Raw genomic sequence first — 17,007 nt, 5'->3', positions numbered from 1 at the left:
TATGTATTGTTTTGACTAGACGTGGAGCCGGCGGCTTCACACACTCAGGCCAGGCTTGCAGCAATCGAGCATCGACAAGCCACTCATAACAACTACAAAAACGAGGCCCTTCCATCATGCGAAATGCATTCGTCCGTCGCACCTCCCGTTTGTTTCTCGGCTGCACACTGATCGCCGCTGGCGCCCTTCCCGCGCTCGCCAACGCTGCCTGGCAGCCGGACAAGAACGTCGAAATCGTCGTCGCCGGTGGTCCCGGTGGCGGCACTGACCAACTCGGTCGCCTGATCCAGTCGATCATCACCACCCACAAGTTTCTCGATGTGAATACCATCGTCCTGAACAAGGGCGGTGGCAATGGTGCCGAAGCCTTTCTCGACCTGAAAATGAACAAGGGCGACGCCGAAAAACTGGTGATCGGCACCAACAACATCTACCTGTTGCCGCTGGTGTCCAAGCTTGGTTACCAATGGCAGGAACTGACGCCAGTCGCCGCCGTGGCCGAGGATGACTTCATTCTCTGGAGCTACAAAGACGCACCGTGGAAGGACGCCAAGGGCTTCTACGCCGCGGTCAAGGCGGACCCGTCGAACCTGCGCATGGGCGGCAGCCAGTCGAAAGATGTCGACCAGACCCTGACCCTGCTGCTGAACCAGACCAACGACGCCAAACTCGTCTACATCCCGTTCAAGAGCGGCAGTGAAGCCGCGACCCAACTGGCCGGCAAACACATCGCCGCCAACGTCAACAACCCCAGCGAAAGCATCAGCCAATGGCGTGGCGACCAGGTCGAGCCACTGTGCGTGTTCAGTAAAGAGCGCATGAGCTACACCGAGAAAGTCGCCGGGGATAAATCCTGGGCCGACGTGCCGACCTGCCACGAAGAAGGCCTGGGCATCGACCAGTACCGCTTCCCGCGCACCGTGTTCATGCCTGGCGACGTCACTGCCGAGCAGCGCGCGTTTTATGTCGAGCTGATGCGCAAAGTCACCGAGACGCCGGAGTTCAAGGCGTACGTGAAACAGAACGCGCTGGTGCCGACCTTCCTCGAAGGTGAGCCGCTGACCGCCTACATTGAGAAAGACACCGCCCGCGTGACCCCGGTGTTCAAAGAAGCCGGCTGGCTGAAAAACTGAGTCGCCAACGGCCGTCCGCACGCGTGCGGCCGTCCCCTGCTGGAGGTGTTTCATGTCCCAATCTTCGGATTCACCGGCGCTGGTCGGCACCCGCTGGGTCGAACTCGGCCTGACACTCTTCACCGCGCTGATCGGCGCGGTGGTGATGTTCGGCAGCGTCGAACAAGGTATCGGCTGGGGCGATTCCGGCCCTGAGCCGGGTTACTTTCCCTTCTACATCGGTCTGCTGCTGAGCGCCGCCAGTGCCGGCAACGGTGTGTTGACCGTGGTGCGCTGGCAAGCCCTGAGCGTTTCGTTCGTCAGCCGCAGCGCGTTCAAGCAAGTGTTGTCGGTGTTCATCCCGATTGCGCTGTTTGTCGGCGCCATGCCGTTCACCGGTATTTACGTGGCCTCAGCCTGTTTCATCGCCTGGTTCATGTGGCGTGACAAGGTCCGCGTCAAACCCTATGGCAAGCTGATGATCGGCACGGTGTCGCTGGGCGCGGTGCTCGCCAGCTATCTGATTTTCGCGCTGTGGTTCAAGGTCCCGCTGGATGCCGGCCCGATGGGCGACTGGATTGCCCTGGCCGGGAGAAATTTCAAATGAGCGAGTTCGATTCCCTGCTGCAAGGCATGAACCTGATCCTGACCCCAGGCCACATCGGCCTGATGGTGATCGGCGTGCTGCTGGGCATTCTGGTCGGTGTGTTGCCTGGCCTCGGTGCCCCTAATGGCGTGGCGTTGCTGCTGCCGCTGACGTTCACCATGTCGCCGGTGTCGGCGATCATTCTGCTGTCGTGCATGTATTGGGGCGCGCTGTTCGGCGGCTCGATCACCTCGATTCTGTTCAACATTCCCGGCGAGCCTTCATCGGTGGCGACGACGTTCGACGGTTACCCGATGGCCCGTGAAGGCCGCGCCGCCGAAGCCCTGACCGCCGCATTCAGTTCAGCGCTGATTGGCGCGCTGGCCGGGGTGTTGTTGCTGACGTTTCTGTCGACAAAAATCGCCGCGTTCGCCATGTCGTTCAGCTCGCCGGAGTTCTTCGCGGTGTACCTGTTGGCGTTCTGTACGTTCATCGGCATGAGCAAGAACCCGCCGCTGAAAACCGTGGTGGCGATGATGATCGGGTTTGCCATGGCGGCGGTCGGCATGGACACGGTGTCCGGCAACCTGCGCCTGACCTTCGACCAACCGATCTTGATGACCGGCATCAGTTTCGAAGTGGCGGTGATCGGTCTGTTCGGTATTGGTGAAATTCTCTGCACCGTCGAGGAAGGCCTGGTGTTTCGTGGCGAGCATGCGCGCATCACGCCGATGATCATCCTGCGCACCTGGGCCAAGTTGCCGCGCTACTGGTGGACGATTGTGCGCAGCACGCTGGTTGGTTGCTGGATGGGTATCACCCCTGGCGGCCCGACTGCCGCGTCGTTCATGAGCTACAGCCTGGCGCGGCGATTCTCGAAGAACCGCGAGAACTTCGGCAAAGGTGAACTCGAAGGCGTAATCGCCCCGGAAACCGCCGACCACGCCGCCGGCACCAGCGCCCTGCTGCCGATGCTGACCCTGGGCATTCCCGGTTCGGCCACGGCGGCGGTGATGCTCGGCGGCTTGATGATCTGGGGCCTGCACCCGGGGCCGACGCTGTTCGTCGAGCAGCATGATTTTGTCTGGGGCCTGATCGCCAGCATGTACCTGGGCAACGTGGTCAGCCTGATCGTGGTGTTGGCCACCGTGCCGCTGTTTGCCTCGATCCTGCGGATTCCGTTCTCGATCATTGCGCCGATCATCATCATGGTCTGCGCCATCGGCGCTTACTCGGTACACAACTCGTTCTTCGACGTGGTGCTGATGCTGGGCTTCGGCGCGCTGGGTTATCTGTTCAAGAAACTCGGTTATCCGATTGCACCGCTGGTGCTGGCGGCGGTGTTGGGCGACAAAGCCGAAGATGCATTCCGTCAGTCGATGCTGTTTTCCGACGGTCATCTGGGGATCTTCTGGTCCAACCCGTTGGTGGGCAGCCTGACCACGGCGGCGCTGCTGATGCTGTTCTGGCCGCTGATTTCCAAGGCGCTGGGCGGCCTGATGGGCCTGCGCAAACCCCACGTCGCCAAACCCAAATCGGTGCTGTGACACAGCAATGCTGGCAACGCCTGACATTTGTTGTCAGGCTTGCCACAGACTTCCTTGCGAGCCACGGCCCATGACCCGAATTCCTGCTGCCAATGTGATCCACAGTCGACTGCGCCTGCGCCAACTGCGGTTGATGCTGGCGTTGCAGGAGTTCGGCTCGTTGCGCCGCGCCGCCGACCACATCGGCATGACCCAACCGGCCGCGACCAAAATGCTCCACGAAGCCGAGGACTTGCTCGGCGTCGAACTCTTCGAGCGCCTGCCCCGGGGCATGCGCGCTACCCCGTTCGGGGAAACCGTCATTTACTACGCACGCATGGTGTTCGCCGAACTCAGCGGCATGCGTGAGGAATTGGTAGCGCTGGAGTCCGGCAACCTTGGCCGCGTCGCGGTCGGTGCGATTCCGGCACTGGCCTCGGGGCTGTTGACCCGCACCATCGCGACCTTGAAACAGAGCCATCCCCGGTTGTCCATGAGCATCCAGGTCGACACCAGCGATGTGCTGGTGCAAGCGCTGTTGCAGGATCAACTGGATATCGTGTTGGGGCGGATTCCGGCCGGTGCGCGGGCCGAGGAGTTGCTGTTTGACAGCCTCGGTGAAGAAGCCTTGTGCGTGATCGCCGGGGCGAAAAATCCATTGGCGCAGGAGAAACAGCTGAGCTGGGCGGAACTGCAGCACATGACATGGGTGCTACAACAGCATCCCAGCCCGATGCGCGCCATCATCAATCAGGTGTTTCACAACGCGCGGGTCGACATCCCCAGCAGCATTGTCGAAACCACGTCGATCATGACTTTGCTCTCGTTGGTGCAGCAGACCGACATGCTCGGTGTCACGCCGGTGTCGGTGGTGGAGGACTATCCTGGTCGGGATTTGCTGGCCATTTTGCCGATCAAGTTCGAAGCACGGCTGCCGCCTTATGGGCTGATCACCCGGCGTCATCGCATTCAATCGTCGGCCATGCAGGCGTTCATGAATTCGGTGCGGGCCGAGCACGCGCTGGCCAAATAAAAAGGCCCGGAGCGTTGAGTGCTCCGGGCCTTTTTCGGGTTACGTGCTTTTACGGAATACAAAGACCAGACCAACGATGATCAGCAGCATGCCCAGCAGGCTCAACGCCGCCAGCTTGTTGCCGAAAATCAGGTAATCCATCACCGCCGTCACCGCCGGCACCAGGTAAAACAGACTGGTGACGTTCACCAGATTGCCCCGTGCGATCAAGCGATACAGCAACAACGTCGCCAGCACCGACACCACCAGTCCCATCCACAACACCGGCACGATAAACCCGGTGCTGTGTTCAAAATGAAACGGCTGGAACGGCACAAAGATCCCGCACAGCAACAACCCGGCGAGGTATTGCACCGGCAAGGTGCCGAGGGGATTGTCGGTGATGCGTTTCTGCATGATCGAGCCGAAGGTCATGCTCGCCAGCGCCAGCAATCCGTAGAGCATGCCGGCCATCGACATGCCAGCCAGGCCGATGCCCTGATACACCACCATGATCAATCCAGCCAGACCCAGCCCCAGACCGAACATCCGGCTGAGGGAGCGCTGACGCTCCATCAGCACCACGGTCAGGATCGGTTGCACGCCCATGATCGTCGCCATCACGCCCGGGGTGACTTTCAGGTCCAGGGCCAGCAGATAGAAAATCTGGTAAGCCCCCAGCAGCACTACGCCCGTGGCCATCGCATACAACATCGGCTTGCCGCCCTTGGGCAACTTCAGCTTGAGCAACGGCACCAGCAGCACCAGGCCGCACAAGGCGATGGCGAAGCGCACCAGCAAAAAAGCAAAGGGCGACGCGTGCGCCAGGCCCCATTTGGAGAAGATCGCCCCGCTGCTCCACAGCAGGACGAACAGGCTCGTGGACGCCGCCGCGAGCGCGGATTGTTTCGAAAGGACAAACATGAATGCCACCTGTAGTCAGGCAAAAGCCAACTCAGCCGAAGCTGAAATTCAGTAGTTTTTCTGGCGGGCAAAGGGCAACAGCAAAAAGAAGCTGATCAGCCCGAAATGCCAACGCCCGGCGGTGCTGCGACTGCGTACACCGGCGTGCTACGGACAGGTGGGGGGTAATGGCTGATCTGCGCAGGTTGCTGATTCCCGCACGGCATGACGCCAGCGTTGACCGCTGAATCGACTACCGCGTTGATGAGGGATGCAGGCATGGGCTGATCTTTTTTGATGAGGTTGACGGTGGGGTGGAAATCACCGTGCGCCGACTATAACCAGCGACAGACATGGATTGCAATGACTTGGACAAAGGGCCAGTAACGACAGCCGGAGAAGTGCTGCTTACTCTGAGTGAAAGGGAATCGCCCGCGTTGGGGGACAGGGAATGCAAGAGATCACATGCCAAGGGAACGGACGTGTCTGAAGTATCAGTTGTATCGGTCAAGGGCTCGATCACTTGCAAGCTTGAAAATTGCTGAACTCCAAAAGGCGCTGGAGCTATTCGACCCCACAAATCTCGAATTATCGAGGGTACGTTTTGAAGCGATAAACACACAGACGCTAAATGCCTGGAACCTATGGACGGATCAACATTTCGCATGGAATGAAGTGATTGAGTGGAAAGCGAGGGAGCCTTTGGCTCTGGACCTTGCTATCTGGTTTGATGAAGAGCTGTGTGGACTGTGCTTCGCAAATCCAAACAACAGTCGGCGTCGTATCCGCATCGTACGACTGGAGGGTCGCCCCAGAGAGGTCCACCCATTAAAAAAGCGCATTGCGTCACTGTCCTTATTGGTCATTGAGCAGTACGCCCGAATCATTGGTAGCAGATGCATTGAAGTACAGGAGCCCATGGAAGGTGCCATTTCAATCTATCGAGAACTCGGCTTTTTCTTCGATGATGAAGGCCGACTTGTCAAAACGCTGGAGAGCCTAGTATCGTGAAATCTGTTCAATTAATGACCAACAGAGGAGGAAATATGCGCAAGGTTGTTAAAAAGTCCTCGTCAAGGAAACGCTCCCCCGCAGCAGATAATAAAAACGTTGCTATAGAGCTGACAGCTAGTGAGCGGCGACTTCTACAGATTATAGCTACGGGAACTGAAACCGAAGAACCTGCCGGGGTTCTAGCGGGTGCGTCATTCAGATTTTCCTCATAAAAAAACCGCTCCAAGGAGCGGTTTTTCATTTCTTGCCTGGCATCAGCCAAACAACCAATACCCCAATAACGTCAACACCAGCACCGCCAACACCGGCCGCAGTACGCGGTAGGCCTTGGGATGACGACGCTTCCACTGTTTAACCACCCCACTGACCTTATCGCTGGAGTTCTTGCTCCAGGCATATGCCCGGTTGATCCCGCCAACACGTTCATCATCAAGGTTTTGAGGGGCCGTGGCACGACCGAGCCAACCGCTGATCGAGCGGTTGATGTGGGTCATGATGCGATTACTCAGTGGGCGCTCAATGTCGCAGAACAAAATCACCCGGGTTGTCCCGGTTTCGTTCTTGACCCAGTGCACATAGGTCTCATCGAACATTACGTCTTCGCCATCGCGCCAGGCGTAGACCTGGCCGTCAACGAAGATGCGGCAATCATCGGAGTTGGGGGTCGACAGGCCCAGGTGATAACGCAATGAACCGGCAAACGGATCACGGTGCGGATTGAGGTGGCTGTCACCTGGCAGTAACGCAAACATTGCACCCTTTACGTTGGGGATGCTGTTGACCAGTTCCACTGTCTTCGGGCACAGGGCTTCTGCCGAGGGCAGTGCCTTGTCGTACCACTTGAGGTAAAAACGCTTCCAGCCTTTCTTGAAGAACGAGCCGAAACCGGCGTCGTTGTTCTTCTCGGCAGCGCGGATATAGCCCTCGTCGAACAGGTGCATCGCTTCGTCGCGGATAACTTCCCAGTTGTCCTTGAGCACGTCCAGTTCCGGAAACTTGCTGCGGTCCAGATAGGGTTTGGACGGGACACCGGAGAACAGGTACATCAGGGCGTTGTAGGGCGCGAACAGCGCCGAGTGATTGACGAATTGCCGCAATACCGGCAATCGCGCCTTGCCGCGCAAATGGACATAGAGGGTGCTGCCAAGAAACAGCAACAACACCGACGCTTTCGCGGCAAAGGAAAAGCTCATCAACGACTCCTTGATATTCAGGCTCACGCACTACGCCATTTACCCGACGTGGCAGTCGGCCATGATAAACATTACCGACCTCGGGAAAAACCCGCCTGATACAACATTCAGAATTAAGGATTACGCAACAAAGCACTTCTTAACATAAGGTTCCTGAACAAGGGCTGACCTGAAATCAGCCCCGCCGCTTCATCAGTTACGCTTATTGCTGATTCTCCTGTTCGGTAAACAAATCACTGAACAACATGCTCGACAGGTAGCGCTCGCCGGAGTCCGGCAGGATCACCACGATGGTCTTGCCCTGCATTTCCGGGGTTTCTGCCAGGCGTACAGCAACAGCCATGGCAGCGCCACACGAGATACCGCACAAAATCCCTTCTTCCTGCATCAAGCGCAGGGCCATGGCCTTGGACTCGTCGTCAGTCACCAGCTCGACCCGATCAACCATAGACAGGTCCAGGTTCTTAGGCACAAAACCGGCACCGATGCCCTGGATCTTGTGCGGGCTCGGCTTGATTTCTTCACCGGCGATGGCCTGGGTAATCACTGGAGAACCCGCAGGCTCAACGGCCACCGAAATAATCGGTTTGCCTTGGGTATTCTTGATATACCGCGAAACACCGGTAATGGTTCCACCTGTTCCGACGCCTGCCACCAGCACATCGACCGCGCCATCGGTATCGTTCCAGATTTCCGGACCGGTGGTTTTTTCATGGATGGCCGGGTTGGCCGGATTATCGAACTGCGCCGGCATGAAGTACTTGGCCGGGTCGCTGGCAACAATTTCGCCGGCTTTTTCAATTGCGCCTTTCATGCCCTTCGCCGGCTCGGTCAGCACCAGTTCGGCGCCCAGGGCCTTGAGCACTTTGCGGCGTTCGATACTCATGGACGCCGGCATGGTCAGCATCAACTTGTAACCACGGGCAGCGGCGACAAATGCCAGGCCGATCCCGGTATTGCCCGAGGTCGGTTCGACAATGGTCATGCCAGGCTTGAGTTTGCCGGTGCTTTCGGCGTCCCAGATCATGTTCGCGCCGATCCGGCACTTGACCGAATAACCAGGGTTACGCCCTTCGATCTTGGCCAGGATGGTCACGCCGCGCGGGGCGATGCGGTTGATCTGCACCAGCGGTGTATTACCGATGGAGTGGGCGTTGTCAGCGAAAATACGGCTCATGGCTGGGTCCTTGTACAGCATTGAATAAGCCCACAAAGGTATGCCTGTTGCCGGTGGTCGTCCAGTTCGACCGAACGTCCTGAAGCGGGCGCAGTCAATGGCTTTACATCGCCAGAGAATTGCCACCATGAAGCGTCGATACAGCTGGCCCCTGTGGACCCTCGCCGGCCTCGTTGTGCTGCTGATAGCCCTGCACATCGCCCTGCCCTACATGGTGCGCGACTACCTGAACGACAAACTGGCGAACATGGGTGATTACCGGGGCCAGGTCACCGATGTGGACCTGGCCCTGTGGCGCGGCGCCTACAAAATCAACGGACTGAAAATCGTCAAGGTTGACGGCAAGGTGCCGGTGCCGTTCGTCAATGCACCGCTGATCGACCTCTCTGTCAGCTGGCATTCGCTGTGGTACGACCATGCGGTGGTGGCGCGGGTGCAATTCTTCAATCCAGAGGTGAACTTCGTCGACGGCGGCGCCAACAAGCAAAACTCGCAAACCGGTCAGGGCACTGACTGGCGTTCGCAACTGAGTAAGTTGGCCCCCTTCACGCTGGACGAAGTGCGGATCTATGACGGCAAACTCAGCTTTCGCAACTTCAATTCCAAACCTCCGGTGAACATGAACGCCACGCAGGTCAATGCCAGCATCTATAACCTGACCAATGTGGTCGACAAACAAGGCAAGCGTGACGCCCGTTTCGAAGGCAAGGCCCTGCTGCTTGGGCATGCGCCACTGGAAACCACTGCCACATTCGACCCTTTAAGCAACTTTGAAGACTTTGAATTCCGCCTGCGTGCCAAGGACATCGAACTCAAACGCATGAATGACTTCGCCTCGGCCTACGGAAAATTCGACTTCAATGCCGGTCATGGAGACGTGGTCATCGAAGCTCAAGCGAAAAAAGCCCGATTGACGGGCTACATCAAGCCGCTGTTGAAGGACGTTGACGTGTTCAATTGGCAGCAAGACGTGGAAAACAAGGACAAAGGGATTTTCCGCTCCATCTGGGAAGCCATCGTCGGCGGCTCCGAAACCGTGCTGAAAAACCAGGGCAAAAATCAGTTCGCAACGCGAGTGGAGCTGAGCGGCAATGTGCATCGCAAGGACATCAGTGCGTTTCAGGCGTTTTTGCAGATTTTGCGCAATGGTTTCATCCAGGCGTTCAACGCCCGGTATGAGCGGCCGAAGCCTGAGGCGGGCTAGGGTTTGCGTGTGACGGTGTAGCGACCGGTTTCTTCTGCCGCCCGTGTAGATGTCGATTGCTGCTGCAAGAAATCCCATCCCAGGCAGGCTAATACTCGCCAGCTCCGAAACCGAGTCAAGATGTGACGCTCCATTCAGAGACTGAATAAGTCGTCTGCGTTCACAGTCGACCGGGCAGCGCGGTATAGTCGGGCATCACCATTATTGCGTCCCGCCCTGCCCCGTTCAGGTCGGCGTCACCGTTCGAGGATTAGCAGATGAAGTTCGAAGGCACCCAGGCCTACGTCGCCACCGATGACCTGAAGCTGGCGGTCAACGCCGCCATTACCCTGGAGCGTCCGCTGCTGGTCAAGGGCGAGCCGGGCACGGGCAAGACCATGCTGGCCGAGCAACTGGCCGAGTCCTTCGGCGCCAAGCTGATCACCTGGCACATCAAGTCCACCACCAAGGCGCATCAGGGCCTGTACGAGTACGACGCGGTCAGCCGCCTGCGTGACTCGCAACTGGGCACGGAAAAGGTCCACGACGTTCGCAACTACCTGAAAAAGGGCAAGCTCTGGGAAGCCTTCGAATCCGAAGAGCGGGTGATTCTGCTGATCGACGAGATCGACAAGGCGGATATCGAGTTCCCGAACGATTTGCTGCAAGAACTCGACAAGATGGAGTTCTACGTTTACGAGATCGATGAGACCATCAAGGCCAAGAAGCGCCCGATCATCATCATTACCTCCAACAACGAGAAAGAGCTGCCGGACGCTTTCCTGCGTCGCTGCTTCTTCCACTACATCGCCTTCCCGGATCGCGTCACGCTGCAAAAAATCGTCGATGTGCATTACCCGGACATCAAGAAAGACCTGGTCAGTGAAGCGCTGGACGTGTTCTTCGACGTGCGCAAGGTGCCGGGGCTGAAGAAAAAGCCATCGACTTCTGAACTGGTGGACTGGCTCAAGTTGCTGATGGCCGACAACATCGGCGAAGCCGTATTGCGCGAACGCGATCCGACCAAGGCCATCCCGCCGCTGGCCGGTGCGCTGGTGAAGAACGAACAGGACGTGCAATTGCTTGAGCGCCTGGCGTTCATGAGCCGTCGCGGCACCCGCTAAGAGGCTGATGCCATGCTGCTCAACCTGTTCAATGAAATGCGCGCCGCCAAGGTGCCAGTCTCGGTGCGCGAGCTGCTGGACCTGATCAACGCGCTGAAACAGCGCGTGACCTTCGCCGACATGGACGAGTTCTATTACTTGTCCCGGGCGATTCTGGTGAAGGACGAAAAACATTTCGACAAGTTCGACCGGGCGTTCGGGGCTTACTTCAATGGCCTGGAAAAACTCGACGACCACCTTCAGGCCCTGATTCCTGAAGACTGGTTGCGCAAGGAGTTCGAACGCTCCCTGACTGACGAAGAACGCGCAGCGATCCAGTCCCTTGGCGGCCTCGACAAGCTGATCGAAGAGTTCAAGAAACGCCTCGAAGAACAGAAAGAACGCCACGCCGGTGGCAACAAGTGGATCGGCACCGGCGGCACCAGTCCCTTCGGCTCTGGCGGCTTCAACCCGGAAGGCATTCGGGTCGGCGATGCCGGCAAGCGTCAGGGCAAAGCGGTCAAGGTCTGGGACCAGCGCGAGTACAAGAACCTCGACGACTCGGTGGAACTGGGTACGCGCAACATCAAGGTGGCCCTGCGCCGCTTGCGCAAGTTTGCGCGTCAGGGTGCAGCCGAAGAGCTGGACATCGATGGCACCATCGACCACACCGCCAAAGACGCCGGGCTGCTGAACATCCAGATGCGGCCGGAGCGGCGAAACACCGTCAAGCTGTTGCTGCTGTTCGACATCGGCGGCTCGATGGACGCGCATGTGAAGATTTGCGAGGAATTGTTCTCGGCCTGCAAAACCGAGTTCAAGCACCTGGAGTACTTCTACTTCCACAACTTCATTTATGAATCGGTGTGGAAGAACAACATGCGTCGCACCTCCGAGCGCACTTCGACCCAGGACTTGTTGCACAAGTACGGCGCCGACTACAAAGTGATTTTCATCGGTGATGCCGCCATGGCCCCTTATGAAATCACCCAGGCAGGCGGAAGCGTCGAGCACTGGAACGAAGAAGCCGGATATGTGTGGATGCAGCGGTTCAAGGAGAAGTACAAGAAACTCATCTGGATTAACCCGTATCCGAAAGATACGTGGGGCTATACGTCTTCGACCAACATTGTGCGGGACTTGATCGATGACCAGATGTATCCACTGACCCTTCGGGGGTTGGAGGAAGGGATGCGGTTTCTTTCCAAGTAATTTTTGTTGTCAGTGCCGGCCTCTTCGCGAGCAGGCTCGCTCCCACATGGGGTCTTGTGTACGACATAGATCCATTGTGGGAGCGAGCCCGCTCGCGAAGCTTTTAGCTTTTCAGGAATCGATGTAGATACTCGACCTGCTCGCGATGCGCCACCTCCTGCACCACCGGCCGCAACCGCACCTTCGCCCCCGGCAAGCACTGCGCCAGTCGCGCCAGCGCCAACGGCGTCAACGCCCCCAGTCGCGGATAGCCGCCAATGGTCTGCCGATCATTGAGCAACACAATCGGCTGTCCGTCCGGCGGCACCTGCACCGCGCCGAGCGGGATGCCTTCGGAAATCATCGGTTTTCCCTGGTACTGCAACGCCGTACCCAGCAGGCGAATGCCCATTCGGTCCGCGCGGCTGTCGAGGGTCCACACACTGTTGAACGCGTCGAACGCACTCTGCCCGCCGAACTCGCCGATCTGTGCGCCCAGCACCAGATCCAGCGGCGAATCATCGGAGAAGTCCGGTCGATTTTCCGCCGGTAACTCCCGCAACAGGAGCAGCGCACTCCCGGCATAGCTCAACTGCGCACCTTTGGCCAACGCCCGGCCCCGCCCATCCAGACCGCCCAGTTCCTCACGCACGACCGTCGAACGGCTGCCCAGGACGCTTGGCGCATCAAATCCGCCCGGCGCCGCGAGATAAGCCCTAGCCCCGAGCAGCGGTTGGGTGAATTGCAATCGCTGGCCTTTATGCAGCCGAAAACTGCGCCATGGCGCCAGCGCCTGGCCGTCGATTTGAGCTCCCAGATCCGCCCCGGCCAGCGCCAGCACGCAATCCTCTTCGGCCACCACGGTGAACCCGCCGAGGGTGATTTCAATCACCGGCGCATTCAGGTCATTGCCCAACAGCCAGTTAGCCCAGGACATTGAACGCCAATCCAGCCCGCCGCCCTGGGTCACGCCCAGATGCCGCACGCCAAAACGACCGGCATCCTGCAGCAGGCACAGCGGTGTACTTGCCTCTATTGATAAGCGGCTCATGCCTGCGCCTCCAATGGCGTGTCGTCACCGCCCAGATGGATGAATTCAGCATGGCTAACGGCTTCAAAGCGCACCGTGTCGCCCGGTTGCATCAGGCTGTAGCCATCGCGTTCCCGGTCGAACAGTTTGCTCGGGGTACGACCGATCAGGTTCCAGCCGCCGGGGGATACCACCGGATAGGCGGCGGTCTGGCGCTCGGCAATACCGACGCTGCCGGCCGCGACTTTTTTGCGCGGGGTATTCAGGCGTGGCGCGGCGAGCACTTCCTCGACCAATCCCATGAAGGCGAAACCCGGCGCGAAGCCCAAGGCAAACACCTGGTACTCGCGTCCGCTGTGACGACGGATCACCTCCTCCACGGCCAGTCCGCTGCGCTGCGACAACAGGCTCAGCTCCGGGCCGACACTCAGGTCATACCAGACCGGCAGCACATGGCATTGACCGCCGGTGCGGGTATTGGGCGAGAGATCGATCAACGCCTGAGCGATCAATTCCCGCGCCTGCGCCGGGTTCAGCGCAGTCAAGTCGTAATGCACCATCAACGTCGTATAGGACGGCACCAGATCGATGAGATGCCCGCCGAACGCCGCCCGCAGATTTTCGCTGGCCGCTAGCATCCACGGCATGTTGGCCTCGCTGATCTCATCGAACAGACGCACCATCAGGCAATCCAGCGCCACCACTTCCACCCGCAGTTTCATGGCGCGCTCTGCAGATCAAGGGCTTCGCGGATCCGTCGCACGGCGGCGACCGAGCTGGCGTTGTCGCCGTGCACGCACAGAGTATTGGCCTGCAAATGCAACGCGCTACCATCGCTGGCGGTGAGGTGGTCGCCACGGGCGATGGTCAGCGCCTGTTCGATGATTTTCTCGGGGTCATGATGCACAGCGCCCGGCAGTTGCCGTGAAACCAGCATGCCCGCACTGTCGTAGGCGCGGTCGGCGAAGGCTTCAAACCACAAGGTCACGCCATATTCATCGCCCAATTGCTGCGCTGCACTGTTGTCGCGGGTGGCCATCAACATAAGCGGCAAGCTGCGGTCGTACGCCGCCACCGCCTGCAGCACCGCACGCAATTGCGCCGGGTTGGCCATCATGTCGTTGTACATCGCGCCGTGGGGTTTGACGTAGCTGACACGTCCGCCCTGGGCCCGACAAACACCGTCGAGGGCGCCAATCTGGTAATGCAGGATGTCCTGGAGTTCCTGGGCGGTGTACGCCATGGAGCGCCGGCCAAAACCGGCCAGATCCTGATAGGCCGGGTGCGCGCCGATCTGCACGCCGTTGCTCAGCGCCAGGCTGACGGTCTTGCGCATGATGCTCGGATCGCCAGCGTGAAAGCCGCAGGCAATGTTGGCGCAATCAATGAAGGGCATGACCTCGGCGTCCAGACCCATGGTCCAGTTGCCGAAACTCTCGCCGATGTCGCAGTTCAATAGCAGGCGGTTCATTGGTGAACACTCCTGTAGGCATTGTTCTTGTCAGATGTAGGCAGATTACTGCGCATCCAGTTGTTTGCCACGGGTTTCCGGCAGGCTCAGCGCGGCGAGGATCACTACGCCGTAAGACACCGCCGCAAACGCCCCGATACCGACGCTCAATGGCACCTTCTGGCTGAGCAACCCGATCAGCAGCGGAAACAGTGCCGCCAGTGCCCGACCAATGTTGTAGCAAAAACCCTGGCCCGAGCCGCGAATCCGCGTTGGGAACAGTTCAGTCAAAAACGCGCCCATGCCACTGAAGATCCCCGAGGCGAAGAAGCCCAGCGGGAAACCCAGCCAGAGCATCACGCCATTACTGACCGGCAGTTGGGTGTAGAGCAACACGATGGTGAACGAACCCACAGCGAACAGGATGAAGTTCTTCTTGCGGCCGAGAATGTCAGTCAGATACGCGCTGATGACGTAACCGACGTAGGAACCGACGATCACCATCGCCAGATAACCGCCGGTGCCGAGTACGCTCAAGCCCCGTTCGTTCTTCAGAAACGTCGGCAACCATGAAGTAATCGCGTAGTAACCGCCCAGTGCACCGGTGGTCAGCACCGAAGCGCGAATCGTGGTGAAGAGGATGCCCGGGGCAAAAATCTCGTAGAACTTTGCCGGGTTGCTCGGTTCCTGCCTGGCCTTGGCCTCGCGATAGATTTCCGGGTCCTTGACCAGGCGACGCACGAAGATCACAAAAATCGCCGGCACGATGCCGAGAATGAACAGCGCACGCCAGGCGTCTTCCGGTGGCAACACCGAGAACAGCAGCGCATACAGAATCGCTGTCAGCCCCCACCCCAGCGCCCAGCCCGATTGCACCATGCCCACCGCTTTGCCACGGTCCTTGGCGCGAATCACTTCGCCCATCAGCACCGCGCCGGCGGTCCATTCGCCGCCGAAACCGAAGCCCATCAGGGTGCGGCTGATCAGCAGTTGCTCGTAGTTTTGCGCGAAGCCGCAGAGGAAGGTGAAGAAGGCGAACCACAGCACCGTCAGTTGCAGGGTGCGCACACGACCGATGCGGTCCGAAAGTATCCCGGCCACCCAACCGCCAATGGCCGAGGCGATCAGGGTGCTGGTGTGAATCAGCCCGGCTTCGCCGGTGGTGATGCCCCACATGGCAATCAGGGTCGGCACCACGAAGCTGAGCATCTGGGTGTCCATGCCGTCCAGGCCATAGCCGATCTTGCAGCTCCAGAAGGTGCGGCGTTCCTGCTGATTGATGTTGCGGTACCAGTCGAATGGTCCCGGGCGAGCCGTGGTTTTGGGGATGTCGAGCGTGTCGGGCGCACTCATGGCAAATCTCCGCGCTAGTTTTTATTGGTATTGTTCTGAGCCCCGACGACGCCTATCGTGGGAACCGGATGCGCCGATTTTTGGGTTCCTGGCCCTGTCGCGTCCAACTAATAAAAACCGGGCTTAGGCATAAGAAAAAGTTGATCCCATGAATCTGAAGTTTCTCGAGACCTTTGTCTGGGTCGCCCGACTCAAGAGTTTTCGCCTGACCGCCGACAAGCTCTTCACCACCCAGGCCTCGATATCCAGCCGTATCGCCGTGCTCGAAAACGAGTTGGGGGTGAAGCTGTTTTTGCGCGATTCACGCGGCGTCAGCCTGACGCCCGAGGGCCTGAAGGTGCTCGACTATGCCGAGCAGATGATGGACACCATGCAGGCGCTCAAACAGTCGATCGAGACCCGTTCGAGCAAGGTCGGACGGGTGCGGATCGGCGTCATGGACACAGTAATCCACACCTGGCTGAGCCCGCTGGTGGCACAAATGACGGACCTCTATCCGTTGGTGGAAATCGAACTGGTGGCCGATACCTCGCTCAACCTCTGCGATCAGCTGCAAAAAGGCTTCCTCGATCTGATTTTGCAAACCGACCTGATGCGACAGGAAAGCGTGCGCAGCCTCGAGCTGGCGAGTCATCCCATGGGCTGGATCGCGGCGAGCAATTCTCTCTACAACCGCGAGTACTCTGGCATTGCCGATCTGGCGCGCGAGCGGATCATTACCTATTCGAAAAACTCCCATCCGCATCAAGAGGTGCTCGCCCTGATGCAGGCCAATGGCGTGATGACGCCACGCCTGAACTGCGTGAACTCGGTGTCGGCGATTACCCGCCTGTTGCGCGATGGTTTCGGCATTGGCGCGCTGCCGCCGGTGCTGGTGGCCGAGGAACTGGCACGCGGGGAACTGACGCTGCTGGGCATTGATCAACGACCACCGGATTTGCAGGTGGTGGTGTCGTGGCGCACGGGCGTTGAGTGGGTCGAGGAGATTGTGGCGTTGTGTCAGCACGTCGTGGAGCGTTATGCGCAGAAAGTGGGCGAGCATTACATCGTCTTGAGCACCCCGGCAGCCAGAATCTGAAGGAAATTTCCTATTTTATAAATCTGAACCACTATCATTTGCGTTATTTTTTCAAGGAGGTATTCTCTGCGCGCTTTCAGCTAACCAACTGTCCAC

The 17,007-nt window shown here is 58.8% G+C and carries 17 protein-coding genes; 9 read left to right on the top strand and 8 right to left on the bottom strand.

Annotated elements, in window-relative coordinates; all coding sequences use genetic code 11:
• The first annotated feature begins 116 nt into the window (after positions 1-116).
• The 4 genes from ACWKV5_RS06690 (at position 117) to ACWKV5_RS06675 (ending at position 4,257) form a co-directional block, all read left to right on the top strand.
• Positions 117-1,133 carry a Bug family tripartite tricarboxylate transporter substrate binding protein gene (locus ACWKV5_RS06690; protein ID WP_483840669.1) on the top strand — a complete coding sequence of 339 codons (1,017 nt, stop codon included), beginning with the start codon at positions 117-119 and terminating at the stop codon, positions 1,131-1,133.
• 52 nt (positions 1,134-1,185) lie between these two features.
• Entirely contained in the window at positions 1,186-1,719 is a 534-nt protein-coding gene (locus ACWKV5_RS06685; protein ID WP_483840668.1) for a tripartite tricarboxylate transporter TctB family protein, read from the top strand.
• Positions 1,716-3,245, top strand: a complete 1,530-nt coding sequence (locus ACWKV5_RS06680) for a tripartite tricarboxylate transporter permease (RefSeq protein WP_483840667.1) — start codon at positions 1,716-1,718, stop codon at positions 3,243-3,245. Before ACWKV5_RS06685 ends, ACWKV5_RS06680 begins: the two co-directional genes overlap by 4 nt.
• 70 nt (positions 3,246-3,315) lie before the next feature.
• Entirely contained in the window at positions 3,316-4,257 is a 942-nt protein-coding gene (locus ACWKV5_RS06675) for a LysR family transcriptional regulator (RefSeq protein WP_123433932.1), read from the top strand.
• A 39-nt stretch (positions 4,258-4,296) separates the two neighbouring features.
• On the opposite strand, the gene ACWKV5_RS06670 is transcribed toward ACWKV5_RS06675, so the two are convergent.
• Positions 4,297-5,160, bottom strand: coding sequence for a DMT family transporter (locus ACWKV5_RS06670; protein WP_483840666.1), 864 nt, complete (start codon positions 5,158-5,160; stop codon positions 4,297-4,299).
• A gap of 95 nt (positions 5,161-5,255) precedes the next feature.
• A complete protein-coding gene (locus tag ACWKV5_RS06665; RefSeq protein WP_483840665.1) occupies positions 5,256-5,420 on the bottom strand; it encodes a hypothetical protein in 165 nt (54 codons plus the stop codon).
• A gap of 184 nt (positions 5,421-5,604) precedes the next feature.
• On the opposite strand from ACWKV5_RS06665, the gene ACWKV5_RS06660 reads away from it, so the two are divergent.
• Positions 5,605-6,150, top strand: coding sequence for a hypothetical protein (locus ACWKV5_RS06660; RefSeq protein ID WP_483840664.1), 546 nt, complete (start codon positions 5,605-5,607; stop codon positions 6,148-6,150).
• 257 nt (positions 6,151-6,407) lie between these two features.
• Here ACWKV5_RS06660 and ACWKV5_RS06655 read toward each other — a convergent pair whose 3' ends face one another.
• Positions 6,408-7,346 carry an aspartyl/asparaginyl beta-hydroxylase domain-containing protein gene (locus ACWKV5_RS06655; RefSeq protein ID WP_483840663.1) on the bottom strand — a complete coding sequence of 313 codons (939 nt, stop codon included), beginning with the start codon at positions 7,344-7,346 and terminating at the stop codon, positions 6,408-6,410.
• A 202-nt stretch (positions 7,347-7,548) separates the two neighbouring features.
• The gene (gene cysK, locus ACWKV5_RS06650) at positions 7,549-8,523 is read right to left on the bottom strand and encodes a cysteine synthase A (RefSeq protein WP_483840662.1); all 975 of its coding nucleotides are present in this window, start codon (positions 8,521-8,523) and stop codon (positions 7,549-7,551) included.
• A gap of 97 nt (positions 8,524-8,620) precedes the next feature.
• Between cysK and ACWKV5_RS06645 the strand changes: the two genes are divergently transcribed.
• The 3 genes from ACWKV5_RS06645 (at position 8,621) to ACWKV5_RS06635 (ending at position 12,021) form a co-directional block, all read left to right on the top strand.
• Entirely contained in the window at positions 8,621-9,727 is a 1,107-nt protein-coding gene (locus ACWKV5_RS06645; protein ID WP_483840661.1) for a DUF748 domain-containing protein, read from the top strand.
• A 257-nt stretch (positions 9,728-9,984) separates the two neighbouring features.
• Positions 9,985-10,830, top strand: coding sequence for an AAA family ATPase (locus tag ACWKV5_RS06640; protein ID WP_008035065.1), 846 nt, complete (start codon positions 9,985-9,987; stop codon positions 10,828-10,830).
• Positions 10,831-10,842: 12 nt separating this feature from the next.
• On the top strand, positions 10,843-12,021 hold the full coding sequence (locus ACWKV5_RS06635; protein ID WP_027925858.1) for a vWA domain-containing protein: 1,179 nt from the start codon (positions 10,843-10,845) through the stop codon (positions 12,019-12,021).
• Between the two features lie 103 nt (positions 12,022-12,124).
• Here the strand turns inward: ACWKV5_RS06635 and ACWKV5_RS06630 are convergent, their stop codons facing one another.
• The 4 genes from ACWKV5_RS06630 to ACWKV5_RS06615 are packed head-to-tail and all read right to left on the bottom strand — an operon-like array spanning position 12,125 to position 15,833.
• Positions 12,125-13,051 (bottom strand): 5-oxoprolinase subunit C family protein, encoded by a 927-nt coding sequence (locus ACWKV5_RS06630; RefSeq protein WP_483840660.1) that lies wholly within the window; start codon positions 13,049-13,051, stop codon positions 12,125-12,127.
• Positions 13,048-13,752 carry a 5-oxoprolinase subunit B family protein gene (locus ACWKV5_RS06625; protein WP_483840659.1) on the bottom strand — a complete coding sequence of 235 codons (705 nt, stop codon included), beginning with the start codon at positions 13,750-13,752 and terminating at the stop codon, positions 13,048-13,050. The genes ACWKV5_RS06630 and ACWKV5_RS06625 overlap by 4 nt, the downstream gene beginning before the upstream one ends.
• Positions 13,749-14,501: a 5-oxoprolinase subunit PxpA gene (locus ACWKV5_RS06620; protein WP_483840658.1), complete on the bottom strand. Its 753-nt coding sequence runs from the start codon at positions 14,499-14,501 to the stop codon at positions 13,749-13,751. The genes ACWKV5_RS06625 and ACWKV5_RS06620 overlap by 4 nt, the downstream gene beginning before the upstream one ends.
• Positions 14,502-14,546: 45 nt before the next feature.
• Positions 14,547-15,833 carry an MFS transporter gene (locus tag ACWKV5_RS06615; RefSeq protein WP_027925862.1) on the bottom strand — a complete coding sequence of 429 codons (1,287 nt, stop codon included), beginning with the start codon at positions 15,831-15,833 and terminating at the stop codon, positions 14,547-14,549.
• 148 nt (positions 15,834-15,981) lie between these two features.
• On the opposite strand from ACWKV5_RS06615, the gene ACWKV5_RS06610 reads away from it, so the two are divergent.
• On the top strand, positions 15,982-16,911 hold the full coding sequence (locus ACWKV5_RS06610; protein WP_483840657.1) for a LysR family transcriptional regulator: 930 nt from the start codon (positions 15,982-15,984) through the stop codon (positions 16,909-16,911).
• The last annotated feature ends 96 nt before the right edge of the window (positions 16,912-17,007 follow it).

The sequence above is a fragment of the Pseudomonas oplopanacis genome, assembly GCF_057128725.1.
The sequence above is the reverse complement of the archived record's forward strand: the minus strand, read 5'-3'. Positions and strand labels throughout refer to the sequence as shown.